28 protein-coding genes and 1 pseudogene are annotated in these 23,785 nt (G+C 71.3%); 8 read left to right on the top strand and 21 right to left on the bottom strand.

What is annotated here, in order from left to right; translation table 11 throughout:
- Positions 1-105 precede the first annotated feature (105 nt).
- Positions 106-1,362: a glycoside hydrolase family 18 protein gene (locus ACGFI8_RS05625; RefSeq protein WP_392800434.1), complete on the top strand. Its 1,257-nt coding sequence runs from the start codon at positions 106-108 to the stop codon at positions 1,360-1,362.
- A gap of 23 nt (positions 1,363-1,385) precedes the next feature.
- Here ACGFI8_RS05625 and ACGFI8_RS05620 read toward each other — a convergent pair whose 3' ends face one another.
- From ACGFI8_RS05620 to ACGFI8_RS05570, 11 genes are all read right to left on the bottom strand, one after another.
- Positions 1,386-2,150, bottom strand: a complete 765-nt coding sequence (locus ACGFI8_RS05620; protein ID WP_392800431.1) for a TetR/AcrR family transcriptional regulator — start codon at positions 2,148-2,150, stop codon at positions 1,386-1,388.
- Complete coding sequence (locus tag ACGFI8_RS05615) at positions 2,147-2,995, bottom strand: PHP domain-containing protein (protein ID WP_392800429.1); 849 nt, start codon at positions 2,993-2,995, stop codon at positions 2,147-2,149. The genes ACGFI8_RS05620 and ACGFI8_RS05615 overlap by 4 nt, the downstream gene beginning before the upstream one ends.
- Before the next feature lie 20 nt (positions 2,996-3,015).
- A complete protein-coding gene (locus ACGFI8_RS05610; RefSeq protein WP_392800426.1) occupies positions 3,016-4,206 on the bottom strand; it encodes a hypothetical protein in 1,191 nt (396 codons plus the stop codon).
- 17 nt (positions 4,207-4,223) lie between these two features.
- Entirely contained in the window at positions 4,224-4,907 is a 684-nt protein-coding gene (locus tag ACGFI8_RS05605; protein WP_392800423.1) for a SigE family RNA polymerase sigma factor, read from the bottom strand.
- A gap of 87 nt (positions 4,908-4,994) precedes the next feature.
- On the bottom strand, positions 4,995-5,897 hold the full coding sequence (locus ACGFI8_RS05600; protein WP_392800421.1) for a PH domain-containing protein: 903 nt from the start codon (positions 5,895-5,897) through the stop codon (positions 4,995-4,997).
- 5 nt (positions 5,898-5,902) lie between these two features.
- A complete protein-coding gene (locus ACGFI8_RS05595) occupies positions 5,903-6,061 on the bottom strand; it encodes a hypothetical protein (protein WP_203853873.1) in 159 nt (52 codons plus the stop codon).
- 132 nt (positions 6,062-6,193) lie between these two features.
- Positions 6,194-6,874 (bottom strand): DUF6758 family protein, encoded by a 681-nt coding sequence (locus tag ACGFI8_RS05590; protein WP_392800419.1) that lies wholly within the window; start codon positions 6,872-6,874, stop codon positions 6,194-6,196.
- 19 nt (positions 6,875-6,893) lie between these two features.
- A complete protein-coding gene (locus tag ACGFI8_RS05585; protein WP_392800416.1) occupies positions 6,894-7,517 on the bottom strand; it encodes a TrmH family RNA methyltransferase in 624 nt (207 codons plus the stop codon).
- Between the two features lie 151 nt (positions 7,518-7,668).
- On the bottom strand, positions 7,669-8,169 hold the full coding sequence (locus ACGFI8_RS05580; RefSeq protein ID WP_392800414.1) for a hypothetical protein: 501 nt from the start codon (positions 8,167-8,169) through the stop codon (positions 7,669-7,671).
- Positions 8,170-8,564: 395 nt separating this feature from the next.
- Positions 8,565-9,323 (bottom strand): DUF695 domain-containing protein, encoded by a 759-nt coding sequence (locus ACGFI8_RS05575; RefSeq protein WP_392800412.1) that lies wholly within the window; start codon positions 9,321-9,323, stop codon positions 8,565-8,567.
- Between the two features lie 19 nt (positions 9,324-9,342).
- Positions 9,343-9,837 (bottom strand): MaoC family dehydratase, encoded by a 495-nt coding sequence (locus ACGFI8_RS05570; RefSeq protein ID WP_392800409.1) that lies wholly within the window; start codon positions 9,835-9,837, stop codon positions 9,343-9,345.
- 316 nt (positions 9,838-10,153) lie between these two features.
- On the opposite strand from ACGFI8_RS05570, the gene ACGFI8_RS05565 reads away from it, so the two are divergent.
- A complete protein-coding gene (locus tag ACGFI8_RS05565) occupies positions 10,154-10,579 on the top strand; it encodes a hypothetical protein (RefSeq protein ID WP_392800407.1) in 426 nt (141 codons plus the stop codon).
- A complete protein-coding gene (locus tag ACGFI8_RS05560) occupies positions 10,576-11,463 on the top strand; it encodes an MFS transporter permease (RefSeq protein WP_392800405.1) in 888 nt (295 codons plus the stop codon). The genes ACGFI8_RS05565 and ACGFI8_RS05560 overlap by 4 nt, the downstream gene beginning before the upstream one ends.
- Positions 11,464-11,497: 34 nt before the next feature.
- Here the strand turns inward: ACGFI8_RS05560 and ACGFI8_RS05555 are convergent, their stop codons facing one another.
- The gene (locus tag ACGFI8_RS05555) at positions 11,498-13,507 is read right to left on the bottom strand and encodes an intein-containing Rv2578c family radical SAM protein (protein ID WP_392800402.1); all 2,010 of its coding nucleotides are present in this window, start codon (positions 13,505-13,507) and stop codon (positions 11,498-11,500) included.
- A gap of 62 nt (positions 13,508-13,569) precedes the next feature.
- Positions 13,570-14,016 carry a thioredoxin gene (gene trxA / locus ACGFI8_RS05550; RefSeq protein WP_392800399.1) on the bottom strand — a complete coding sequence of 149 codons (447 nt, stop codon included), beginning with the start codon at positions 14,014-14,016 and terminating at the stop codon, positions 13,570-13,572.
- A gap of 130 nt (positions 14,017-14,146) precedes the next feature.
- Here trxA and ACGFI8_RS05545 point away from each other — a divergent pair, with 130 nt between their 5' ends.
- Positions 14,147-14,533: a thiol-disulfide oxidoreductase DCC family protein gene (locus ACGFI8_RS05545; protein WP_392800396.1), complete on the top strand. Its 387-nt coding sequence runs from the start codon at positions 14,147-14,149 to the stop codon at positions 14,531-14,533.
- A gap of 45 nt (positions 14,534-14,578) precedes the next feature.
- Here the strand turns inward: ACGFI8_RS05545 and ACGFI8_RS05540 are convergent, their stop codons facing one another.
- Entirely contained in the window at positions 14,579-15,163 is a 585-nt protein-coding gene (locus ACGFI8_RS05540; protein WP_392800394.1) for a TetR family transcriptional regulator, read from the bottom strand.
- 190 nt (positions 15,164-15,353) lie between these two features.
- Here ACGFI8_RS05540 and ACGFI8_RS05535 point away from each other — a divergent pair, with 190 nt between their 5' ends.
- Positions 15,354-18,167 carry a glycoside hydrolase family 9 protein gene (locus ACGFI8_RS05535; RefSeq protein ID WP_392800391.1) on the top strand — a complete coding sequence of 938 codons (2,814 nt, stop codon included), beginning with the start codon at positions 15,354-15,356 and terminating at the stop codon, positions 18,165-18,167.
- Here ACGFI8_RS05535 and ACGFI8_RS05530 read toward each other — a convergent pair.
- Genes ACGFI8_RS05530 through ACGFI8_RS05520 form a run of 3 tightly spaced genes read right to left on the bottom strand, consistent with a single transcriptional unit; the run spans position 18,116 to position 19,893 of the window.
- The gene (locus ACGFI8_RS05530) at positions 18,116-18,622 is read right to left on the bottom strand and encodes a hypothetical protein (RefSeq protein WP_392800389.1); all 507 of its coding nucleotides are present in this window, start codon (positions 18,620-18,622) and stop codon (positions 18,116-18,118) included. The genes ACGFI8_RS05535 and ACGFI8_RS05530 overlap by 52 nt on opposite strands.
- A gap of 27 nt (positions 18,623-18,649) precedes the next feature.
- Positions 18,650-19,465, bottom strand: coding sequence for an oxygenase MpaB family protein (locus tag ACGFI8_RS05525; RefSeq protein ID WP_392800387.1), 816 nt, complete (start codon positions 19,463-19,465; stop codon positions 18,650-18,652).
- A complete protein-coding gene (locus tag ACGFI8_RS05520) occupies positions 19,462-19,893 on the bottom strand; it encodes a Fur family transcriptional regulator (RefSeq protein WP_392800384.1) in 432 nt (143 codons plus the stop codon). Before ACGFI8_RS05520 ends, ACGFI8_RS05525 begins: the two co-directional genes overlap by 4 nt.
- A 117-nt stretch (positions 19,894-20,010) precedes the next feature.
- Between ACGFI8_RS05520 and ACGFI8_RS05515 the strand changes: the two genes are divergently transcribed.
- The gene (locus ACGFI8_RS05515; protein ID WP_392800381.1) at positions 20,011-20,493 is read left to right on the top strand and encodes a hypothetical protein; all 483 of its coding nucleotides are present in this window, start codon (positions 20,011-20,013) and stop codon (positions 20,491-20,493) included.
- A 37-nt stretch (positions 20,494-20,530) separates the two neighbouring features.
- On the opposite strand, the gene ACGFI8_RS05510 is transcribed toward ACGFI8_RS05515, so the two are convergent.
- Positions 20,531-20,830: a translation initiation factor 2 gene (locus ACGFI8_RS05510; protein WP_392800379.1), complete on the bottom strand. Its 300-nt coding sequence runs from the start codon at positions 20,828-20,830 to the stop codon at positions 20,531-20,533.
- A 132-nt stretch (positions 20,831-20,962) separates the two neighbouring features.
- Positions 20,963-21,112, bottom strand: coding sequence for a hypothetical protein (locus ACGFI8_RS05505; RefSeq protein WP_392800376.1), 150 nt, complete (start codon positions 21,110-21,112; stop codon positions 20,963-20,965).
- Between the two features lie 86 nt (positions 21,113-21,198).
- On the opposite strand from ACGFI8_RS05505, the gene ACGFI8_RS05500 reads away from it, so the two are divergent.
- Positions 21,199-21,381, top strand: a complete 183-nt coding sequence (locus ACGFI8_RS05500; protein ID WP_392800373.1) for a hypothetical protein — start codon at positions 21,199-21,201, stop codon at positions 21,379-21,381.
- Positions 21,382-21,444: 63 nt separating this feature from the next.
- On the opposite strand, the gene ACGFI8_RS05495 is transcribed toward ACGFI8_RS05500, so the two are convergent.
- A complete protein-coding gene (locus tag ACGFI8_RS05495; RefSeq protein ID WP_392800371.1) occupies positions 21,445-21,774 on the bottom strand; it encodes an FmdB family zinc ribbon protein in 330 nt (109 codons plus the stop codon).
- Between the two features lie 3 nt (positions 21,775-21,777).
- Complete coding sequence (locus ACGFI8_RS05490; RefSeq protein ID WP_392800369.1) at positions 21,778-22,434, bottom strand: 5-formyltetrahydrofolate cyclo-ligase; 657 nt, start codon at positions 22,432-22,434, stop codon at positions 21,778-21,780.
- 58 nt (positions 22,435-22,492) lie between these two features.
- On the opposite strand from ACGFI8_RS05490, the pseudogene ACGFI8_RS05485 reads away from it, so the two are divergent.
- Positions 22,493-23,782, top strand: a pseudogene (locus ACGFI8_RS05485) (diguanylate cyclase).
- Positions 23,783-23,785 lie beyond the last annotated feature (3 nt).

The following is a 23,785-nucleotide window of genomic DNA, read 5'->3' as shown; positions in this document are numbered from 1 at the left end:
GTCGTGGGCGCCCCGTATCGAGCGGAAACCAGGGTCTTGACGCGGTCGAACGGCACCCCTACGTTGCCTGAATAACAGCAAACTTTCCTTACAGATGGAGGGTTTATGGGCAAACGCAGAGTCCTGACGGGGCTGTCTGCGGGGCTCGCGGCCACGCTGGCGGCGACGTCGCTGGCCCTCGTTCCCGGGACCGCGGCGGGCGCCCACGGCGCCGCGCACCAGGACCAGTTCAAGCGCGTCGGGTACTTCATCCAGTGGGGCATCTACGGCCGCCAGTACTACGTCAAGAACCTCGAGACGAGCGGGCAGGCCGCGCGGCTGACCCACATCAACTACGCCTTCGGCAACGTCGACGCCTCCGGCAAGTGCGCCTCCGCCGACCCCTGGGCGGACTACCAGCGCCCGGTCTCCGCCGAGGAGAGCGTGGACGGCGTCGCCGACGCGCCGGGCCAGGCGCTCAACGGCAACTTCAACCAGCTCCGCAAGCTCAAGCAGAAGCACCCGGGCCTCAAGGTCCTGCTGTCGCTCGGCGGCTGGACGCTGTCGGCGAACTTCTCCGACGCCGCGCTGACCGACGAGTCGCGCAAGGCGCTGGTCAAGTCGTGCATCGACACGTTCATGTCCACCGGGGTCTTCGACGGCTTCGACTTCGACTGGGAGTGGCCGGGCTCGGAGGGCAACCCGGGCAACGTGATCCGGCCCGAGGACAAGAAGAACTTCACGCTGCTCGTCGCCGAGTTCCGCAAGCAGCTGGGCAAGAACGCGACGCTGACGGCGTTCCTGCCGGCCGCGCCCGCCAAGATCGACGCCGGCTTCGAGGCGAACAAGATTTTCAAGTACCTCGACTTCGGCTCCGTCCAGGGCTACGACTTCCACGGCACCTGGGAGACCACGACCAACCAGCAGTCCGCGCTGTTCGTGCCGCGGGGCGCTCCGACCACGCCGGACTTCAGCGGGGCCAGCGCGCTCAAGGCGTGGACCCAACGCGGCGCGCCGAAGCAGCAGCTCGTGCTGGGCGTGCCGTACTACGGCCAGGGCTGGACCGGCGTGACCAACGCCAACCGCGGCCTGTTCCAGCCGGCGACCGGCCCGGCGCCGGCCACGTGGGCGGCCGGCAACGAGGACTACAAGACCCTCGCGACGCTGCCGCAGCAGGGCTACAAGGTGTACCACGATCTGCAGTCCGGCCATGCGTGGCTGTTCAACGGCAGCACGTTCTGGACCTTCGACGACCCGGTCGTTGTGGCCCAGAAGGGCCTGTTCATCCGCGCGTCCGGCTACGGCGGCGCGATGGTCTGGTCGCTCGACGGTGACGACGCCAACGGCACGCTCACCAAGACGATCTACACGACGCTGCACTGATCCTGTGTGGGCCGCCCCGGCGACTATTCGGGGCGGCCCACGAACAGCGCGATCCCGTCGAGCACCCGCCGGAGCCCGAAGTCGAAGGCGCGCCCGGGGTCGCCCGCACCGTACTCCTCGCCGGCCGCCTGCCCGATCCGCGCCGCGGTGGGGAAGCGGGCCGGGTCGAGCACCTCGCCGAGCAGCGGCGCGTAGGCGGCCCACCACTCGGCCTCGCTGCGGCCGGTGCGCTGCTCGGCCTGATCGGCCAGCACGGCGGCGCGCACCGCGCCGGTGACGTAGTCCAGCACCAGGCTCAGCAGCTGGTCGGTCTCGACGTCGGACACCCCGGTGCCCTCGAAGGCTCGCAGCTCGAAGTCGTACTTCGCGATGCTGTTCGGCCCGAGCACCGGCCGGCTGGTGGCGACCTGCAGCAGCCACGGATGCCGGCGGTACAGCTCCCAGTTGCCCCGCGCGACCTCGGCCAGCCGCTCGCGCCATCCGGTGCCGGCGTAGGCGTCCCGGACGGCCTCCCCGCTCACCGCGTCGACCATGACGTCCAGCAGCTCGGCCTTGCTCGGCACGTACGTGTACAGCGACATCGCCGTGACGCCGAGCCGCTCCGCGACCCGGCGCATCGACACGGCGGCCAGCCCCTCGGCGTCGGCCAGCGCGACCGCGACCGCGACGATCCCCGGCACGGTGAACTTCGGCCGCGGGCCGCGGCGCGCCGCGGCGGCCGGCACCTGTCCCCATAGCAGGTCGATGCTCCGGCGCGGGTCGCCGGCGCCGCTGTACTCGGTGGTCACCCCACCACGCTGCTTCCCCGGCCGGCCGCGGCGATGCGCTCGAGGACCTCCGGGGCCGTGGTCCGCGCGCCGAGCCGCACCGTCTTGTTGGTGCCGTGGTAGTCGCTGCTGCCCGTGGTGACCAGGCCGAGCATGCCGGCGAGCGCACGCACGTGCTCGCGCTCCGCCGGGCTGTGGTCGGTGTGGTCGGCCTCCAGGCCGAACAGCCCGGCGCCGGCCATCTCGACGATGAGCTCGTCCGGGACGATCGGACCGCGGACGCTGGCCCGCGGGTGGGCGAAGACCGGCACCCCGCCGGCGTCCAGGACCAGGCGGAGCGCCACGAAGACGTCGAGGTCCTCCTTCGGCACCCGGTACCGGTGCCCGAGCCACTGCGGTTCGAACGCCTCGGAGACCGTGCCGACCAGGCCCCGCCGGATGAGCGCCTGGGCCAGGTGCGGGCGGCCGACGGTGCCGCCGGCCGCGTCCTGCAGCACCTCGTCCCAGGTGACGTCGATGCCGTCGGCGTGCATCAGCTCGACCATCCGCTCGGCCCGGGTCTCCCGCGACAGGCGGATCCGCGCCAGCTCCGTGGCCAGCGCGACCTCGCTCGGATCGAACAGGTACGCCAGCAGGTGCAGCGAGATCGGCCAGGCGCCCCCGCGCCACCGGCAGGACAGCTCTGCCCCCGGCACGAGCGCCAGGCCGGGCGGGCGGGCGGCGATCGCGGCCGGCCAGCCCGCCGTGGTGTCGTGGTCGGTCAGCGCGACGACGTCGAGCCCGGCCGCGGCCGCCTCGGCGACCAGCTCCGCCGGCGTCGAGGTGCCGTCGCTCGCGGTGGAGTGGGCGTGAAGATCGATCCGCACGCTCCCAGCCTATAGAGGCGCTACTGGTCGGCGAGGGGCTCGATGAGCACGGCCCCGTCGCTCTCCTGGTCCAGCTCCTGGTACTCGCTCGTCTTGGCGCCCGGGTTGAGCTTGAGGAACTTCTTGCCGTTGTCGACCACGAACGTCGTCGGGTTGAGCCAGACGTTCTTCGGGGTGACCGAGAGGTTCCACACCTTCGCCTTGCCGCCCGTGAAGACCGTGGTCAGGTCGAGGATCGCCACCTGTTTGAGGCCCTCGACGGGGTAGGCGAGCCAGCGCCCGTCGGGGGAGATCCGTCCGCCGCCCTTGGCCGCCATCGGCAGCCCGCAGACCCTGTACTTGGTCTTGAACGGCTGGTCGAACTCCAGCAGCGCCAGGCACATCGGCGCGTCCGGGGCCGCGGCGAGCTCCGCGTAGACGCCCTTGTTGTCCGTGGTGCCGCCGAACACGCGGACCACGGTGCTGTCCCAGGTCTGGTCATACGTGCGCTCGGTGTGCCAGACGTCGTAGCCCTTGACGTCGTTGCTGATCACCAAGTTGGTGCCGACGAACGTGACCGGCTCGGTGTCCGCCGGGACGGGGACCGAGTTCTTGGCGGTCACCTTGTCGCTGTCGTCGCCGCTACGGGAGCCGACGTTCATCCGGCCCTGCGACGCCCACGCCACCGTCTTGCCGTCCTTGGCCACGGTGATGTTGCTCGCGTCGTCGACCAGGACCTGCTGCTGGTCCTTGTCGTCCTGCAGGACGAGCTGCTTGTCGCCGTCGGGCTGGCTGTTGACCACCAGGTAGCCGTCCTTGGCCTGGTAGGCCGCGGTGACCGTGCTTCTGGCCGGCAGCTGCAGCCGGACCCGGGTGGCCGCCTGCGCGCTCGGCCCGACCGCCTCCACCTCGCGCATCTCGGCCGGCCCCGCCGGCAGGCTCCGGGATTTCCCGGGCGACGGGCGATGCTCGGTGGTGGGCTGGCCGACGGGGCCCTGCGCGTACGGGACGCCGCCCGGGGTGCCCGCCGCCATCGTGTGCACGAAGGCGGTCGAGGCCACCGCTACGGCGACGAAACCGGACAGGCCGGTCACCGCGGTGCGCCGCCGCCGACGGACCCGCGCGGCGCCGTGGATGGCGGCGTCGGCGGCCCCGGTCAGCGACGCGAGCGACCCGGGCGGGGGACTGCCCGCCTTGGCCGCGAACGTCTCGCGGAGTTCGTCTTCCAGCATGATCGTCACGTCCCCAGTCAGACTTCCACCGGCTCTTCGACGGCGGTCTCCGTGGGCAGCACCACGGTCTCCGCGGTTAGAAGCGCCTCAGCCTCGATGAAAGGTTGTTCCGGCCCTTCGAGAGCCGGAACACTCGCCGGAACCTTGGCCGGTTTGGGGACGGTCGGCGGACGGGCGGGCTGGGATTGGGTGGCGGGACGGACACCCTCGGCGCTGAGTCGCTCGCGCAGCGTTGCGAGGGCGCGGGAGGTCTGGCTCTTCACGGTGCCGACCGACACGCCGAGCAGGCGCGCTGTCTCGGCCTCGGACTGATCCTCGTAGTACCGCAGCACGAGCACGGCCCGCTGCCGGTTCGGCAGGGCGCGCACGTGCCGCCACATGGCGTCGCGCTCCAGGCTCTCCTCGAGCTGGTCGGCGGCCGCGCTTTCGGGGAGCACCTCGGTCGGGCGCTCGCCGTGCCAGCGGCGCCGCCACCAGCTGGTCGAGGTGTTGACGAGCACGCGGCGGGCGTACGGCTCGACGGCCTCGATGTGCCCGAGCCGCTTCCACGCCAGGAAGGTCTTCGTCAGCGCGATCTGCAGCAGATCTTCGGCGGTCGCCCAGTCACCGGCCAGCAGATAGGCGGTGCGCAGCAGCGCCTTGGAGCGGAGCGTGACGAACTCACGAAAGTCTTCTTCGCGGAACCCTGCTTCGTCCGGCACCGGCCGCCCCCTCCCCCTCCGCCCACGTACGTAGACGCAACAGGGGGTTGCCCCGGTTGCAACCCGGAGCGCATTTTCAGCGAACTCTCAGGTGCCGTCGTCTTCGGCGCCGGCCGCGCGGCCGAGGCGCGCCTCGACTGCCTCCGGCTCGTACATCTCTTCGACGATCCGCAGATACAGCTCATTCGGGTTGGGCAGGTTGCGGATATTGCGCAATGCCTGATCCTGACCCGCGGACTCCAGCTCGAAATGACCGTATCCGAACATGCGGCCCGTCAACGACTGCACGTATTTCATGTCGGTGACCCGCTGGAGCGGCATCATGGCAACGTTGCGGGTGAAGATGCCTGAAACGACCATGACCCGCTTGTTGGTGAGGATGAAGCGGTCGTACCACCAGTCGACGACCTGCCACGCGCACCAGAGGATCGCGAGCGCCCAGATGATCAGCACCGCGGTGCGCAGCTGGGTCTGGTTGTGCTTGGTCAGCCAGCCGGCGATGTAGCCCATCGCGATCGTCGCGAAAGCCGCGATCAGGCCTTCCTTGGCCAGCTGGATCCAGTGCCGCTTCCACTCGCCGCGGAACTTCTCGGTGGGGAAGAGGTAGCGGGCCGCGTGCCGGCTCGCCTCGTCCTCCAGTGGCGCCATGCGGCTGCCGGGCGGCACCGACGGGCCGGCGTCGCCGCCCTGGAGCCGGGCGAACTCGGCCTGCGAGAACGTGGGCGGGGAGCCGGAATACTGCCGGCCGCCTCCGCCGCGCGCGTAGTCGCCGTCGGTGAGCGGGTCGGCGTAGGCGGCGGAGACGAAGTCGTCACCGTCGGTGGTGTAGTCGGCGTGCGCGGCGTAGCCGACCGGCTCACCGGCGTACGGCTGGCCGGAGAGGGGCTCAGGCGGGGACTCCGGCCGGGCACGCGGAATCGGCTCCGTGTCCCGGTCCTGGTTGCGACGGACGTTCGGGTCGTCCTCGGGAGGCTCAGCGCCGGCGGACATCGACGTCAGGCAACCAGGCTAGAGAAGAAGTCGCCAAATCCGGTGGCGATGTCCATGATGCCCCCGCCGATGGACTTGAACACCTCGGCGGCCGATTGTGGCCGATATGCCACGAAGAAGATGAGGAAGGCAATGCTTCCCCAGGTGAGGACCTTCTTGACCATTGCCGTCAATCCCCTCCCCGCGGCGCTACGCACCAACGCCCCGGTGAACTCAGCGTATCAGCTACGCGGCTCAGGGTGCAGTTACGCCGCGTGCCGAGCATCGACTCGGAGCTTGATCCTAGTCGCGGGTGTCTACGCCTTGCCGTGAAGATAGGGCGACGGCGCGCCGTAGACGAGATGGGTTGGCACGTCACCGGTCAGATCGTGCAGCTCGAGCTCCTCCTCCAGGAGATACCCGGCCGCGGCGGGCCAGGTGACGATGTAGAGCCACATGCCGGCGGCCTCGCCGATGTACGCGCACCGGTCCTCCGGGGACTTCGCCATCCACAGCGGGGTGGGCCAGCCGGCGGCCCGAACCTTCGCGTGCGCGGTGGTGGTGGCGAGGTCGCCGTCGAGGAAGGACCCGGGGTCGGTGCCCGGAATGCCGGCGAACCGGGTGCCGAGCCCGACGCCGGGCTCCTCGGCGATGATCAGGCAGTCGGCCGGCCCGTGCTCGACCGGCCCTGGTCCGCTGCAGGCCAGCGCGGTGGCGTGGACCCCGGAACGCTCGTCGCCGACCCAGCCCACCCCGGTCACCGTCCAGCCGCTCGGCAGCGGCCAGGGGCACCACAGCGGGGTCGGGCGTCTGTCCCCGGCCCGCTGCGCCGCGGCGAGCAGCTTCGCTCTGACCGCGTCGACGATCTCGGCCCCGATGTGCTGCGCGACGTGCAGGGGCAGTACCGCCCCGTCGACATCGCATCGCCACTCGGAGTGCATGAGGTCCGGCGGTCGCACCGGACCACCACAGCGGGGACAGCTGACTGCGACGCCCATATACCCACGGTAAGGCCGGTCAGGGGTTTGCGACCCCGTACTGCCGGATCCAGGCATGCATGGCGATGCCGCTGGCCACTCCGGCGTTGATCGACCGGGTCGAGCCGTACTGCGCGATCGAGTACACCGCGCCGCACGCCAGACGGGCGGGTTCCGAGAGGCCAGGGCCCTCCTGACCGAAGAGCAGCACGCATCGCTGCGGCAGCACGGCCCGCTCCAGCGGCCGCGCGCCGGGCAGGTTGTCGATGCCGATCAGCGGCAGGTCGTGCCGCCGGGTCCACTCCAGGAACTCGGTCACGTCGGGGTGGTGGCGCACGTGTTGGTAGCGGTCCGTAACCATGGCCCCGCGCCGGTTCCACCGACGCCGCCCGACGATGTGCACCTCGGCGGCCAGGAACGCGTTGGCGTTGCGCACGACGGTGCCGATGTTCAGGTCGTGCTGCCAGTTCTCGACGGCGACGTGGAACGGGTGCCGGCGGGTGTCGAGGTCGGCCACGATCGCCTCGAGGCGCCAGTAGCGGTAGCGGTCCACCACGTTGCGGCGGTCGCCGTCCGCGAGCAGTTGCGGGTCGTAGTGTGGCGCGGCGGGCCAGGGACCTGCCCAGGGCCCGACCCCGACCGCAAGCTCCGTCTCGGGTTCCATTTGCGGCGACGGTACCGCATGTGCCCATTGCTTCGGCACGACGTTCCCGGCAGCGTGGATGCCGCCCGGCCGTGTTTCGGCCCTGGTGGCCGACCGAGTGCGAAGGTTATCCAGCCCACCCGGCCGGCGCTCGTGGGCGCGCCGGCCCCGCTCAGCGGTGCAGGGCGCGCGCCAGCTCCAGGGCGATCCCGTTGACGAAGCGCCGCTCCGCCAGCTGGATCTCCACCCCGCCGAGCCGGATCCGCCCGGGCGCCCAGGCGGTCCGCCCGACGCTCGCCGCGATATCCATCAGCCACTCGCCGTAGGCGAGCGCGACGTCCGCGCCGAGCCGCTCGGCCAGCAGCCGCACGGCGTGCCCACAGTCGGCGAGCACCGTGGCCGGCTCGGCGGCCGTGGCGTCGATGTCGCTGTCGGTCAGCTGCTCGGCGAAGATGGCCGCGACCACCCCGCGCACGAGCAGCGCACGGGACCGCTGACCGGCGGCGATGGCCTCGACCCCGGCGACGGCGTCCACGCGCTCGTCACCGGCGCAGGCCGCGACGAGCACGGTACGGGGCAGCCGGACGAGCAGATCCCACTCCTGCCGCCGCAGCGGCAGGTCGACACCGACGGCCGGACGGCCGGGCGGGCCGGGTGCGGGCTGGCTCGACATGACAACCTCCCACAACCGAGCGTATGCCGAAAAATCCGCCAATAACGCCTCTTTCCGCCACCAGCCACCGGCAGCAATCCACCTGGCCAACCGCAGTGAAGCGCCAGCAGACAACAGCGACGGGACGCAGGCGCGCGAAGCACAGCCACCTGGCCAACCACAGCGAAGCGCCAGCAGACAACAGCGAGGGGACACAGGGGCGTGAAGCACAGCCACCTGGCCAACCGCAGTGAAGCGCAGCAGGAAACGCGACGGGACGCAGGGGCGCGAAGCGCAGCCAAAAGTGCCGCGAAGCGGCATGGGGGGTGTGGGGTGGGAACCCCCCACCGATGCTCGAGCGAAGCAAGAGCCAGGCTAGCTTTCAGCCTTGGCTAGCTTTCAGCCTTGGCTAGCTTTCAGCCTTGGACCATGCAGCCCCAGCCGTCGTAGATGCCGTCGTGGCTCTCGACGATGCCGCGTACCTTCCAGGTGGCCTCGTGCAGGGCGGGCGGCTCGACGGCGTCGCGGCGGATGGCCTGCAGCACGAAGTCGCCCTCGTCGCCGCGCTCGACGGTCACCGCGAAACCGTCCTCGCGCAGCTCCTGCGCCGAGGCCTCGGCGCGCTCGGGATCGGGGAAGTAGGCCAGGAACTCCACCGCCCGCGGCAGGCTGAGCCGGTCGCCGTGCGCCTCGAGTTCCTGTACCACCTGGTTGTCGTCCATGATGTTGCGCTGCCAGGCGTCGGGCGTGAGCTCCTCGCGGACCCGGGTCCAGCCCGGGTCGCTGGACACCTCCGCGGTCGGGGCGAGGCCGTCGATCGGGGGGAGCGGCGGCGGGTTGGTGTTCGCGGGCAGGTACCCGGTGATCCGCCCGGCGTTGTCGGAGAGCACCCGGCCGACGAGGGCGCCGCCGGCGGAGCGCAGCACCTGGCGTACCGCCGCGTCCAGGGTGTGGATGGAGTTCAGCTCCGCGGCCGCGGGCATGCCGCTCGCGCCGTCGCCGGTGTAGGCGAACTCGACGTCGTACCGCTGCGGGAACCGGGTGACCGGCGCGGCCTCGACCGCGCCGAGATCGATGTTGTACATCGCGAGCCGGCCGCCGACCTCGCCTGGGTAGACCGCCCAGCGCTCGACCCATGCCTGTTCCCGCCCCAGCAGCCTGCGGAGCAAACCCACGCCGTCCTCCTTGACGCTCCTACGACTTGGGCTCCGGGAAGCTGGGCGCCTCCGGGCCCGCGTGCGACTTCTTGGGCACCATCACCCGCCGCTTGAAGACGCAGACGAGGGTGCCGTCCTGCTTGTAACCCTTGGTCTCCACGGTCACCACGCCGCGGTCTTCCTTCGACTCCGACTCGCGCTTGTCCAGCACGACAGTCTCGCCGTAGATGGTGTCGCCATGGAAGGTCGGCGCGGTGTGACGCAGCGATTCGACCTCGAGGTTGGCGATGGCCTTGCCGGACACGTCGGGCACCGACATGCCCAGCAGGATCGAGTAGATGTAGTTGCCGACCACCACGTTGCGCTTGAAGTGCGTCGACGTCTCGGCGTAGTGCGCGTCGAGGTGCAGCGGGTGGTGGTTCATGGTCAGCAGGCAGAACAGATGGTCGTCGTACTCGGTGACCGTCTTGCCCGGCCAGTGCCGGTAGACGGCACCGATTTCGAACTCCTCGAAGTACCGGCCGAACTGCATCTCGCACTCCTCTGGAACAGCTCTGACAGCTCTGTCATGACTTTCGCGCAGCATGCAGGTCGGGGCCGGGAAATCGATAGAGGAGGCGGTCAAGTGTGACAAAACGCAGCGAGCGGCGGGGCCCTCCCTGGCGCCCGCCGCCCACGCTCTGTGGTGAGTATCTTGGTACCGCCGCCCGCCCCATCGCAACGCTCCGTATAGAGACGCGCGTCACATCTTCGGCGTTTTGAGCGCGGCCATCACGCACTGTGATAGGTCTCTCACTACTGAGAGTGACAAGGTTGCCGTACGGTAAAGTCTGGCGCCGATGGAACGGTTGAGCACTCGGGGGCGCGTGCTGCGGGTCGCGGCGACGGTCGTTTTCGGCGCCCTGACATTGGCGGGCACCTTCTGGGGCGACGACACGGTGTTCCCGTTCGCGCCGTTTCGCATGTTCTCCACCGCCGACAAGCCCAACGAGCCGGTGCTGGTCCTGCGCACCGACGGCGTCGACACCACGGGCCGGCGCATCGAGCTCGACGAGCGCAACGCCGGGGTGCGCCGGGCGGAGATCGAGGCGCAGATCGAGCGCTTCAAGGCCGACCCGTCGCTGCTGCGCTCGGTGCGGGAGTCCTACGCGGCGCGCAATCCCGGCAAGCCGCCGCTGGTCGAGGTGGACATCGTCGAGGTGCAGCACCACCTGCGCCACGCACAGCCGACGGGGGAGATCACCGAAGTGGTTCTGGCGAGGTACCGGCCATGACGCGCTGGCTGTTCGCACCCGTCCCGAAGGCGCGCATCGCCGCGTTCCGGACGCTCGTGTACCTGTTCATCCCGCTCGACCTGGTGTTCTTCAGCGCCTGGATCAAGAGCCACGGCAACCTGCCCGGCAACCTCTACCAGCCCCTGGTCGTCGGCCGCCTGCTGCATCTGCCCACGCCGACCCACCTGATCGTCAACACGATCTACTACGCCCTCATCCCGCTCTCGCTGCTGGCCGCCACCGGCCGCGCCCATCGCCTGCTCGGCTGGACGGTGTTCGCCCTCTACTTCGAGTGGATGATCATCGCGATGAGCTACGGCAAGATCGACCACGACCGCTACGCCCTGCTGGTCGCCCTGGCCGTCCTGCCCACCGCCGGCCGCGCCCGCCACGGCGACGAGACCCCGACCGAGGCCGGCGGCTTCGCGCTGCGCGCCACCCAGATCGCCGTGATCTGCACCTACTTCCTGGCCTCCATCGCCAAGCTCCGCTACGGCGGCCTGGCCTGGCTGACCGGCGCCACCCTGACGAGGTCCTTCATCCGCCGCGGCACCCTGCTGGCCCAGTGGCTGCTGAAGATCCCCGGCTTCACGACGGTCTCGCAGTTCGGCATCGTGGGATTCGAGCTCTTCAGCCCGATCGTCTTCTTCGTGAAACCGAGAACGCGCTACCTCATCATCGCCGGCTTCTACCTGTTCCACGTGCTGACGTTCAGCCTGATCACGATCTCGTTCATCCCGCACCAGATAGCCATGGCCGGCTTCCTCCCCTTGGAGAAGGTGACCCCGATAACCTGGCTGCGCCGCCGGCGCGCCGGTCGAAACGGCCAGACGGCACCCACGGAGGCGGCGATGGCGGACCCGGCAGCAACGGCGGAAGCCTGACCCGGCACATCCTCGCTGCTGGCCCGCGTCCCGCTCAGAGCAGCGTCAACTGCTCGCCCGCCGCCGACGTCCGCTTCGGTGCGTCCTGCAGCGCGTCCTTCGGTGCGTTCACGCCCCGCGTCGTGCCCGTGCCGCCCGTGCGCAGCCCGTGCCGGCGCGCCGCCAGCCGGACCCGCGCGGCGACCTCGCGCTGGTAGGACTGCGGCGCATACGACCCGTCCCCGTACAGCTCCCGATATCGCGGCCCCAGCTCCGGATGCTCCCGCAGCAGCCACGCGCGATACCACTCCCGCGCCCCCGGCCGCAGGTGCAGCACCAGCGGCACGATGCTCACCGCGCCCGCCGCGGCCAGGGCGCCGACCGTGGCGTCGATGGACTCGGGGGTGTCGGTCAGGCCGGGCAGGATCGGGGCCATCAGCACGCCGACCCGGAAGCCGCCGTCGCTCAGCCGGCGGATCGCGTCGAGGCGGCGCAGGGGGCTCGGGGTGCCGGGCTCGACCGAGCGCCAGAGGGCCTCGTCGACGAACCCGACCGACATCGACAGGCTCACCGACGTGACCTCGGCGGCCTGGCGCAGCAGGTCGAGGTCGCGGGTGATGAGCGTGCCCTTGGTCAGGATCGAGAACGGGTTGGCGTGGTCGCGCAGCGCGGCGAGGATCTCGCGCATCAGGCGATACCGCCCCTCGGCCCGCTGGTAGCAGTCGACGTTGGTGCCCATCGCGAGGTGCGCGCCCGTCCAGCCGCGGGCCGACAGCTCCCGCCGCAGCACCTCGCCGGCGTTGACCTTGACCACGATCTGGGTGTCGAAGTCGTGGCCGGCGTCGAGGTCCAGGTAGGTGTGTGTGCGCCGGGCGAAGCAGTTGTGGCTGACCACGCCGTTGGCGATGAAGTCGCCGGTGCCGGTCGTGATGTCGTACATCGGGGCCTCGACCCCGAGCGGCTCCACGCTCACGACCCGCAGCGCGTCGTCGCCGCGCACCAGGTCACCGGCGGCCGTGCCGGTCGCGGTCGCCGGCCCGAACATCAGCCCGAACCGCACCCGCTCCCGGGTCCCGCCCAGCACCCGGACCCCGCCCGGCCCGGCGCACGGCTCGTCGACAACGGCGGCGAAGCCGAGCACCGTCAGGCACTCCACGAGCCAGTCGACGACCACCTTGTCGACGGCGTTGAACCGGGGCAGCCCGCCCGCCAGCCCGCCGTCCGCGTCATACAACCCGGCGACGAAACCCAGCCGCCAGTCCCGCTCCGGCATCTGCGGCCAGTCGAGCACCGCGCTCGCGTCGCGGACGCTGGCGCCGGCGAACTCGCGCTCGGCGTCCCCCTCGCCGGCCAGCGCGTGCAGCCCCCCGCACGCCGCCGCGTATTCGTGGGCGCGCTCCAGTGCCGCCCCCGGCACCGGCGAGACGTGCCCGTCGCCGTTGACGAAGCCACACAGGTATCCGCGCCGATACGCCGGCGACAGCGCCGGCGCCGCGCTCGGCAGCGCCCCGAAGCCGGCGAGGCGGTTGGCGGTGGTCAGATGCGGCCGGCGGCTGCGGCCGTGCCGGGTGCCGGTGACGTGCTTCCAGCCGCGGTCGGTGAGGAACCGGTGCTCGCCCGAGGCCACCAGCGTGGTGCCGTCGGCGAGCGTCACCCGATGGGCGGGCTTGACGGTCGACCAGTGCGCGAGGACCCGGGTCGTCGTGTATCGCCGCAACCGCCCGTCCCGCACGGTGCCGACGATCTCGTCGCCGACCCGCAGGCCGGCCAGCGGCCGGGTGCTGCCGTCGGCCATCAGGATCTCGGTGTCGCCGGTCAGGCAGTACACGCAGGCGTGCGAGCAGCCGCGATAGGGGTTGAGCGTCCACTCGAACGGCACGCGGGACGCGCCGGGCACCCGGTTGATCAGGGATTTGGCCTGGACCTCGTAGAAGGTGACGCCGCGGAACTCGGGCGTGTCGAAGGTCCGGGCGACGGCCCCGGGCAGGGCGAGCGGAAGCACTCGCGGCTGCCCGGGGTCACCGGTGCCAGGACCGCCAGTCGCCTTGAGGTTGTCCCATCGCACGGGTCAATTCGAACACGCGTACGAACGGAATTCAAGGAAGCTCGGCGGTGTACTACCAGGCGTTATGCCTTGACTACGCTGTCGTCCGAATCATCCTCGGCGGGCTCGTCCTTGACCGCCTCACTCTCGGCGGCCTCACCCTTCTCGGCCGCCTGTGCCTCGGCGACCTTGGCGCGCACCTCGTCCATGTCGAGGTCCCGCGCCTGCTGGATCAGCGACTCGAGGGCCTGCTGCGGCAGCGCGCCGGGCTCGGAGTACAGCGCCACGCCGTCGCGGACGATCATCAGCGTCGGGATCGACCGGATGTTGAACTCGGCCGCGAGCAGCTGCTCCGCCTCGGTGTCGACCTTGCCGAACGTGATGTCGGGGTTGAGCTCCGACACCCGCTCGTAGACCGGCGCGAACATCCGGCACGGCCCGCACCAGGAGGCCCAGAAGTCCACGAGGGTGATGCCCTCGCCGCCGATCTTCTCAGCGAAGTTCTCCGCGGTCAGCTCTACGGTTGCCATGCTTCAGCTCCGATCCTTCATGGCGTCGCATCGGGTATGCACCGTCATAACCACATACCCCTTACCTGCATTCCCAACCGGTGTCGGGGCTCACCCCCGCCGGCTCACCCGGCTGCGCGATGATGGACGGGTGGAACGCCCGACCTTCGTGTTCGACGGTGACTGTGCCTTCTGTTCATCATGCGCCCGGTTCGTAGAGCATCGCATCAAGCCTGACGCGGATGTCATGGCCTGGCAGTTCGCCGACCTCGATGCGCTGGGCCTGACCGAGGCGCAGGTGAGCTCCGCGGTGTACTACGTGGCGCCGGGGCGGGCCACCGCCGGCCCCGCCGCGATCGCCGACCTGCTGCGCCGCGCCGGCCTGGTCTGGCGCGCCGCCGGCGCCGTCCTGGGCCTGCGCCCGATCACCGCGCTCGCCTGGCCGGTGTACCGCTGGGTCGCCCGCAACCGCCACCGGATGCCCGGCGGCACGGCCGCGTGCGCCCTCCCGCCGAACCACCCGGCCCGCACCGCCTGAATCTGCCTCGAAATCTGCTCCTCGGGGGCTCCCCGGAGCGCGCCACTAGGGTTGCGCTTGCCGGAAGGCCTCGGCGAAGCAGGCGTCGACCAGGGCGTTGAGGTCCTCGTCCGAGTCCGGCGTCACCCAGCGGGTCAGGGCGGTGTCGAACGCGGCGAACGCCACCGCCACCACGATCGACGGGCGCAGGTCGCGCGCCGGGTCGGCGCCCGTGCGCCGGGCCAGCTCCGCGGTGAGCGCGGCCCGCCACGAGACCTGGCGCTCCAGGTAGCGCGCCAGCAGCGCCGGCGTCTCGACCGTCACCCGCGCCAGGCGGCGGGACTTCTCCGGGTGCTCCCAGAACTTGTCCGTGAAGACGCGCAGGGCCTGCCGGACGGCGACCTGCGGTGCCTCGTGAGCCGGGCGGGCCTGCAGCGCGGCGCTCAACTGCCGGCCGAGGTCGCTGAGGAACTCGATGATGACGTCTTCCTTGGACTGGAAGTATCGGAAGAACGTGCGCCGCGACACGCCCGCCGCCGCGGCCATCTGGTCGATCGTCGTCTCCTCGAAGCCCTGGTAGGCCACGAGCCTGAGGGCGGCCTCGGCCAGCTCGTCCCGGACGAGCTGGCGTTTGCGCTCCGCGAGGCTCACCGCATCATTCTAGGCCCACGCTGCCGAACTTGGCACTCAAGAGCGATATTGACACACAGTGCCAACGCGGTATCCGGCGTGCAACTTTCAGGTGCCGACCTGCGTCGATAGGCGCGCCATGCGGGCTTCCTCTCCACAACCGGCGCGGCGGCGGGTTCAATCCGACCAGCCGCCGCAGGGAGGGAAGTCGATGCGTAGCAGGATACTGAGCGCTGTCGTGGCCATGGGTATGGCCGCGGCCGCGGCGCTCGGGGCAGCAGTACATCAACCGGCCGCACACGCAGCGTCAGCGTTCAACTACGCCGAGGCGCTGCAGAAGTCGATCTGGTTCTACGAGGCGCAGCAGTCGGGCCCGAAGCCGTCCTGGAGCCGGGTCGGCTGGCGCGGTGACTCCGCGCTGAAGGACGGCCAGGACGTCGGCGTGGACCTCACCGGCGGCTGGTTCGACGCCGGCGACCACGTGAAGTTCGGGCTCCCGATGGCGTTCTCGACCACGATGCTGGCCTGGGGCGCGGTGGAGTACCGCGACGCCTACACCCGGTCGGGCCAGCTGCCCTACCTGCTGAACAACCTGAGGTTCGTCAACGACTACTTCATCAAGGCGCACCCCAGCGCCAACGTGCTCTACGGGCAGGTCGGCAACGGCAACGCGGACCACGCCTGGTGGGGGCCGGCCGAGGTGCTGCCGATGGCGCGCCCGGCGTACAAGATCGATGCCACCTGCGGCGGCTCGGACCTGGCCGGCGAGACGGCGGCCGCGATGGCCGCCTCCTCGATCGTGCTGCGGCCGACCGACCCGGCCTACGCCGACAAGCTCGTCACGCACGCCAAGCAGCTGTACACGTTCGCCGACACGGTCCGGAAGGCGTACTCGGACTGCATCACCGACGCGGCGAGCTACTACAAGTCGTGGAGCGGCTACAACGACGAGCTGGTCTGGGGCGCGATCTGGCTCTACCGGGCCACGAACGACGCCACGTACCTGGCCAAGGCCGAGACCGGCTACGACAACCTCAGCAACGAGAACCAGACGACGACGAAGTCCTACAAGTGGACGATCGCCTGGGACGACAAGTCGTACGGCTGCTACGTGCTGCTCGCCCGCCTCACCGGCAAGCAGCGCTACGTCGACGACGCCAACCGCTGGCTGGACTACTGGACCGTGGGCGTCAACGGCCAGAAGGTGCCGACGTCCCCCGGCGGCGAGGCCGTCCTCGACAGCTGGGGATCGCTGCGGTACGCCGCCAACACGTCCTTCGCGGCGCTGCTCTACAGCGACTGGCTCACCGACGCCACCCGCAAGGCGCGGTACCACGACTTCGGCGTGCGCCAGATCAACTACATCCTCGGCGACAACCCGCGCAGCTCGAGCTACGTGATCGGGTTCGGCGCCAACCCGCCGAAGAACCCCCACCACCGCACCGCGCACGGCTCGTGGACGGACAACATCCAGGAACCGGCGCAGTCGCGGCACATCCTGTACGGCGCGCTCGTCGGCGGCCCGTCGTCGCCGAACGACGCCTACACCGACAGCCGGCAGGACTACGTGATGAACGAGGTCGCCACCGACTACAACGCCGGCTTCACCAGCGCCCTGGTCCGCATGTACAACGAGTTCGGCGGCACGGCCCTGGCGAACTTCCCGGCCGCGGAGACGCCGGACGGCCCCGAGATGTACATCGAATCCTCGATCAACGCCACCGGCGCGAACTTCACCGAGGTCAAGGCGCTGGTCTACAACAAGTCGGCGTGGCCGGCGCGGGCGTTGACCCAGGGCTCGTTCCGGTACTACTTCACGCTCGACGGCGCCACCACCCCGAGCCAGATCACGCTGTCCAGCGCGTACAACCAGTGCTCCGCGCCGACCGGCCCCACGCAGCTCAGCGGCAACATCTACTACGTGACCGTGAGCTGCGCCGGCCAGACGATCGCGCCGGCCGGGCAGTCCGCGTGGCGGCGCGAGGTGCAGTTCCGCATCACCTCGGCCGGCACCTGGGACCCGTCCAACGACTGGTCGCTGCCCGGGTCCACGACCCAGGCCGCGAACAGCCGCATGACGCTGTTCGACGGAGCCACGAAGGTCTGGGGCGACGCGCCGGGCACCGGCCCGGCCGACACCACCCCGCCCACCGCGCCCGGCAAGCCGGCGTTCACCAGCATCACCGCGACCGGGGCGACCGCGAGCTGGGCCGCGTCCACCGACAACGTCGGCGTGACCGGCTACAACGTGTACGCCTCGGACGGCCGGCTGGTCGGCACGAGCGCCACGACGTCGCTGGCGATCACCGGGCTGACCCCGTCGACCGCGTACTCGTTCACCGTCGTCGCGTTCGACGCCGCCGGCAACGTCTCGGCCGCCTCGCCGGCCGGGACCTTCACCACGGCGGCGCAGACCGGGGACGTCACCCCGCCGACCAAGCCCGGCACCCCGGTCGCGTCCGGGATCACCTCGACCGGCGTCACGCTGTCCTGGACCGCCTCCACCGACAACGTGGGCGTCACCGGGTACGACGTGCTGCGCCTCGGCGGCACGGGCGGCCCGGTCGTGGTGGCCACCGCGACCGGCACCTCGGCGAGCGTCACCGGGCTGACCCCGAGCACGGCGTACCAGTTCGCGGTGCGGGCCAAGGACGCGGCCGGCAACCTGTCGGTGCAGTCCGACCCGGTGTCGGTGACCACGACCGGCGGGTCGAGCACCCCGTCGTGCTCGGCCACCTACAAGGTGACCAACCAGTGGGGCGACGGCTTCAACGGCGAGATCACGGTCACCAACACCGGGACCACGGCACTCACCGGCTGGACCGTGACCTTCACCTTCCCCGGCAACCAGAAGGTCACCAACGGCTGGTCCGGAGTGTTCAGCCAGTCCGCCGCGGCGGTGACCGTGAAGAACGCCGACTACAACGGCGCCGTCGCGCCGGCGGCGTCCGTCGCGCCCGGGTTCAGCGCCAGCTACTCGGGCACCAACACCGCACCGGCCACGCTCACCTGCACGGCCCGCTGACCGGGCGGGCGCAGGCGGTAGAGCACCACGTCGCCGGCGGACCAGGCGCACGTCGCCAGGTCCGCCAGGCGCGGGGACTCGCGCCCCTGCGCCCGGTCGATCAGGATCCAGCGCACCCGCCGGTCCCACCGCCAGCGCAGCCGGTCCGGCGTCGGCTCGTAGATCGTCAGGTCGTTGGCGGCGAGCCGGGCCGGATCCCAGTAGTCCGGGGCCGGCCCGACGCCGTGCCGCCCGGACTGGATGCGGGCCGACTCGGGGGAGTGCCGCAGCACCTGGACGAGCACCGCGACGAGCGGCATGGTCAGCGCCGACGCGTAGAGCACCGAGCGGCTCGACCAGGTGTAGTACGCCGTGATCGCGCCGAAGAACGCGGGCGCCCGGGCCGGGAAGCCCGCCTCGCCGACGGCGTACATCAGCGCGGCCGCGACCGTGAGCGCTGGCAGCCACCTGGTCACGCCGGGATGAACGCGCCCGGCGGGCGGTTAGTTGCGCAGGCCCAGCCGCTTCATCGCCCGCTTGCGGGCCGGGGACTCGATCCACTCGACCGGCACCGAGCCCAGCAACCGGCCCAGGACCAGGGCGTTCACCGAGGCGATGCGGTCGGTGGCGGGCAGGCCGGGCAGCCCGTACAGCTTGCGTGCCCACGCCGGCAGCAGCCCGATCGCGAGCGCCGACACGCCGAACGCCGCGCCGCGCACCGGGGTGAGGCCCAGCCCGTACGGCAGCGGCGGCATGGTCAGGAACAGCCCGGTGGCGGCCGAGTCGGCGGTGAGCTCGAGCGACGGGCGCATCTGCGTGTAGTAGTCCTCGACGGCCGCCACCGAGTCGGGCACGGTCGCCGGGTCGAGCCCGACGAGCGCGGCGGTGCGGGTCTGCTCGCCGTAGTACTCGTCGGCCTCCGCCGGGGTGAGCCGCAGCCCGCCGCGCCGCGCGGCGGTCAGGAAGGACTCGACCTCGGTGACGTGCACCCAGCGCAGCAGTTCGGGATCGTCGACCCGGAACCGCTCGCCGGTGCGCCGGTCCACGGCGGTCATCCGGGCGTGCAAGCGGCGGACCCGGGCGCCGGCCCGCTGCGCCTCCTCGGTCGTGCCGTAGATCACGGTGGTCACGTACGTCGAGGTCCGCGCCAGCCGGCCCCAGGGGTCCTGGCGGTACCGGCTGTTCTGCTCCACGCCGGCGACCGCCCGCGGGTGCAGGGCCTGCAGGTAGAGGCTGCGCAGGCCGCCGACGGAGACGATCGGCTCGCGGTGCACGCGCCAGGTGATCGAGTCCGGACCGAACAGGCCGGCGTCCGTCACTGCATTTCTTCGTCGCGTTTGAGCTGGCAGGCGGGGCACAGGCCCCAGAATGTGACCTCCGCCTCATCCAGGACGAAGCCGTGCGCCTGCGACGGGGTCAGGCAGGGCGCGTCGCCGACCGTGCAGTCGACGTCGGCGATCTCACCGCAGCCCCGGCAGACGACGTGGTGGTGGTTGTCACCGACCCGCGACTCGTATCGCGCCGGGCTGCCGGCCGGCTCGATCCGCCGGGCCAGGCCGGCCCGGGACAGGGCACTGAGCACGTCATACACCGCCTGGGTCGAGACCGTGTCCAGGCGCTGGCGCACCCGGGCCGCGATCTGCTCGACGTCGAGATGGCCGCGGGAACGCTCGAGGACCTCCAGCACGGCCAGCCGGGGTCGCGTCACACGCAGACCCCGGGCGCGCAGCAGATCTTCACCCGACACAGCTTCAATGAGACCACGCAGCCTGGAACCGTTCAAATGTTTCCAGGCTCTTGAACCTGGGACCCTCCCCGTGAGTAATCATCCGCGGGGAGGATCGCAACTGGACGAGGAGGCCCCGTGTTCGATCGTGTCCTTGGCATTCCGGCCCATCCGCTGTACATCCATGCGGCGGTGGTCCTGGTGCCGCTGCTGGTGCTGACCGCGGTCCTGTACGCGGTCTGGCCCGCGAGCCGCCGGCACACCCGGTGGCCGCTGGTGGTGTTCGCGCTGGCCGCACCGGGCGCGACCTTCTTCGCGAAGGAGTCCGGCGAAACTTTCAGCGCCAACCGGGCCTTCCAGGCGCCGCAGATGAAGGCCCTGATCGCCCAGCACGAGGTCTACGCCGACAGGCTGTTCCTGTTCGTGTTCCTGCTGACCTTGGTGGCGCTGGTGATGGCATTCATGATCCCGGCGACCGCCGGCGGCCGCGTCTGGATCAAGGCCCCGTCCGCGGCCCACTGGGCGGCCGCCGTGCTCGCGGTCGTGCTGTCCGGGGCCTCGATGTACTACTGCTACCGCACCGGCGACAGCGGCGCGCACATGGCCTGGTCGGGCTTCTGAGCCGGTCCGGGCCGGCCTGGAGCCGGCCCGGACCGGCCTAGAACAGCACTCGGCCGCAGAGGATGAGGAGCAGGACGATCAGGACCGCGCCGGCGAAGAGGCCCATGCCCTTCGTCAGGATCGTGGCGGCCTGCTCCTCGCGCTCGATGCGCTCGACGTCCTGGCCCGGCAACTTGCGCGGCGGGGCCGGGCTCTCGACGACGGGCGGGCGCCAGCCGTGCGGGGGCGGGGTGCTGCGCGGAGCGCCGGTGTAGGGGACGCTCGGCGGGGCGGCGGGCGTGGGAGGGGGCGCCTCGGCGCCCTCCGCCGGGCGTCGCCAGTACGCGTCGTCGCTCACGCCAACGACATTACCCACCGCACGCGCGGCGCATCGCGGGCGCGGCCTCGGCCCGGGTGGGTCCGGGTGGGTCCGGGCAGGCGGGGACCCACCCGGACCGCCGGTCGGTGCTCAGTCCGGGGTCAGCCCGGGTCAGTCGAGGTTCAGCTCACGCAGCTCGGCGAGCGACATCGGTCGGGTGGCGTCGAGGTCCGGCTTGTCCAGGCGCTGGGTGTCCTGGTCGTCCGCCGGCGCCTCGCCGAGGGGAGCGTCGTACGCCGGCTGGGGGGTGGGTTCTGTCATGCCGCCGAGTGTGACCGGTGTACCGCGAAGGCGACTGTCGCCATTCGGCCACTTTCCCGCAAACTGCCAGAGGTAGGCTCGCAGCCGTGGCAGGTACGAACGGGTGGGCTCCCACCGATGAGCAGCGTGAAGTGAGCTTCGAGGACTTCGCCGACGAGCTGGTCGTGCTTCCGGACCACACGACCGACGACACGGACTCGGGCTGGGGCGAGCGCGCGTCGACCAACGACGACCGCCTGCTCGCCGACCGGCCGCCCCACTGGGACTGACCGCACACCAGCAGCACGAAGCGCCCGGCCCCCACGGGGGACCGGGCGCTCTGCGTCTTCGGCTCAGGCCGCGGAGGACGACGAGGAGGACGAGCTCGACGAGGAGGTGCTCGCCGCCGGCTTCGACTCCGTCTTGGTCTCGGTCTTCGACTCGGTCGTCGATTCGGCCTTGGTCTCCGTCTTGGTCGACGAGCCCGCGGAGGCCGACTTGGCCGGCGAGCGCGAGTCGTTGCGGTAGAACCCGGAGCCCTTGAACACGACACCCACCGCCGAGAACTGCTTGCGCAGCCGGCCCTCGCACTGCGGGCACACGGTCAGCGGCTCGTCGGTGAACGACTGCACAGCTTCCAGCTGGTGTCCGCACTCCGTGCAGGCGTACTGGTAGGTAGGCACCGCTCAGCCTCCATCATTGGCACTCCGATACTTCGAGTGCCAATGTTGCGGCATCGGGCACCCCTTCGTCCAGTGGACGTGCGCGGTGTCATAACCTTCCAGCGCCCCGCAGACGCGCTGGTCGTGCGCCTCGGCCGGAAGATCGCCACGGAACTCGCCCGGGTAGAGCAGCACGACCGTCGGGGCCCGCACCCGTCGCAGGACCCGGTCGTAGGAGCCCCCGCCCTGGCCCAGCCGCGTCCCGTCATCCGAGACGGCGAGCCCTGGCAGCAGGACGAGGTCCGCCTCGCCGATCGCCTCGCGGCCCAGCCGAGGGCCGGTCGGTTGCAGCAGGCCGAAGCGGCCGGGGGCGAAGTGCCCAGGGTGCCCTGGGCGCCCGGGGTGAACGGCCCAGTCCAGATCGTTGTCGTCCAGCAGGACGGGCAGCAGCAGGCGATCGGCCGCGGCGGCCAGGGCCGGGACCAGCTCCGCGCCGCCGGGCTCGAACTCCAGCGGGACGTAGGCGGCGACCGTGCGGGCCTGCGCCTGCCGTACCAGATCGGCGGCCGCGAGGGCCAGTGAACGGTCCGCGATCGCCCGAACGGGGCCCGGCATGGCCCGGCGGACGGACCTGATGTGCGCCCTGAGCTCGGATTTGGGGGACACCCCGGGCAGCGCCACTCGATTCCTCCTCAACTGTGACAGCATCGCATCAACCGCGAGCTTCTGGAGGACGGACGTGACGCTGCGCGCGCGGCTCACCGTGGCCTTCCTCGCCGTCGTGCTGGGGCCGGTGCTGCTCGGCGCGGTCTTCGTCGGGATCGCCGTCGCCGCCGTGAGCGACCAGCGCGCCTCCGAGCGGCTCGACGCCGCCTCCGACAACCTGCGCGCCGCCCTCGCCGTCACCTGCCAGCGGCTGCGCCTCGCCGCCGAGGCCGCCGCGCTGCTCGGCGACCGGCCCGACGCGGCGCAGACCGCCGTCGGCCGGGGCCTGGCCCGCGCGGTGGGGGTGACCCGGGCCGACGGCAGCGTGCTCACCTCGGCGGGCGACCTGCCGGCCCGGCCGTGGGCCGACTGTGCCGCCCCGACGTCCTCGGCCTTCGCGGCGAGCTCGCGCAGGCCGTCGAGCGGGTCGCCGACGGGGATCTCGGCGCCCGGGTGCCGGTGCGCAGCCAGGACGAGGTCGGCCGGCTCGGGCAGACGTTCAATCGCATGACGCGGGAGATGCAGGGGTACGTCCAGGCGCTCACGGCCAGCCGGGTTGGAGGTGCAGCCGGAGCGGCCGCCGGCCGCCCGCGGCGTGCTCGCCCTCTACGACCGGCACGGCTTCGACGAGTTCGACGACGCCGACCTGATCACCCTGCGCACCTTCGCCGGGCAGGCCGCCGTCGCCGTCGACAACGTCCGGGTGCACGAGGAGGCGCAGCGCCTGTCGCTCACCGACCCGCTGACCGGCCTGTCCAACTACCGCTACCTGCGCGAGTCGCTGCGCCGGGAGGTCGAGCGGGCCAGCCGGTTCGGCCGCGCGCTGGCCGTGCTCGCGCTCGACCTCGACCACTTCAAGGAGGTCAACGACACCCACGGGCACGCGGCCGGCGACGCGGTGCTGGCCGAGTTCGCCCGCCGGCTGCGCGCGGAGATCCGCGAGGTCGACTTCGCGTTCCGGCAGGGCGGGGAGGAGTTCGTGGTACTGCTGCCCGAGACCGACGCGAGCGGCGCCACGGTGCTCGCCGAGCGGCTGGGCACGGCCGTGCGCCGGGCCCCGGTCCTCGTGGTGTCGTCGAGCGCCGGCCAGCCGCCCCGCCGGATCCCGGTCACGGTATCGATCGGCATCGCGGTATTTCCGCACCACGGGAACACCGGCCCGGCGGTGCTCGAGGCCGCCGACGACGCCCTGTATGCGGCCAAGGCGGGAGGTCGGGACAGATATCGGCTGGCGGCCGGCTTGACCAGCGGGAAGGCGAGCGCCGAGGTGACGCCCGGCGCGCCAAAGGCGGCGCAACCACCGCGACAGAGCCGCGGCGGCTAGCCT

The organism is Dactylosporangium sp. NPDC048998 (assembly GCF_043197855.1).
Taxonomy (GTDB): Bacteria; Actinomycetota; Actinomycetes; order Mycobacteriales; family Micromonosporaceae; genus Dactylosporangium.
Note: the sequence above shows the minus strand (reverse complement) of the source record. Positions and strands in the feature narration are given on the sequence as shown.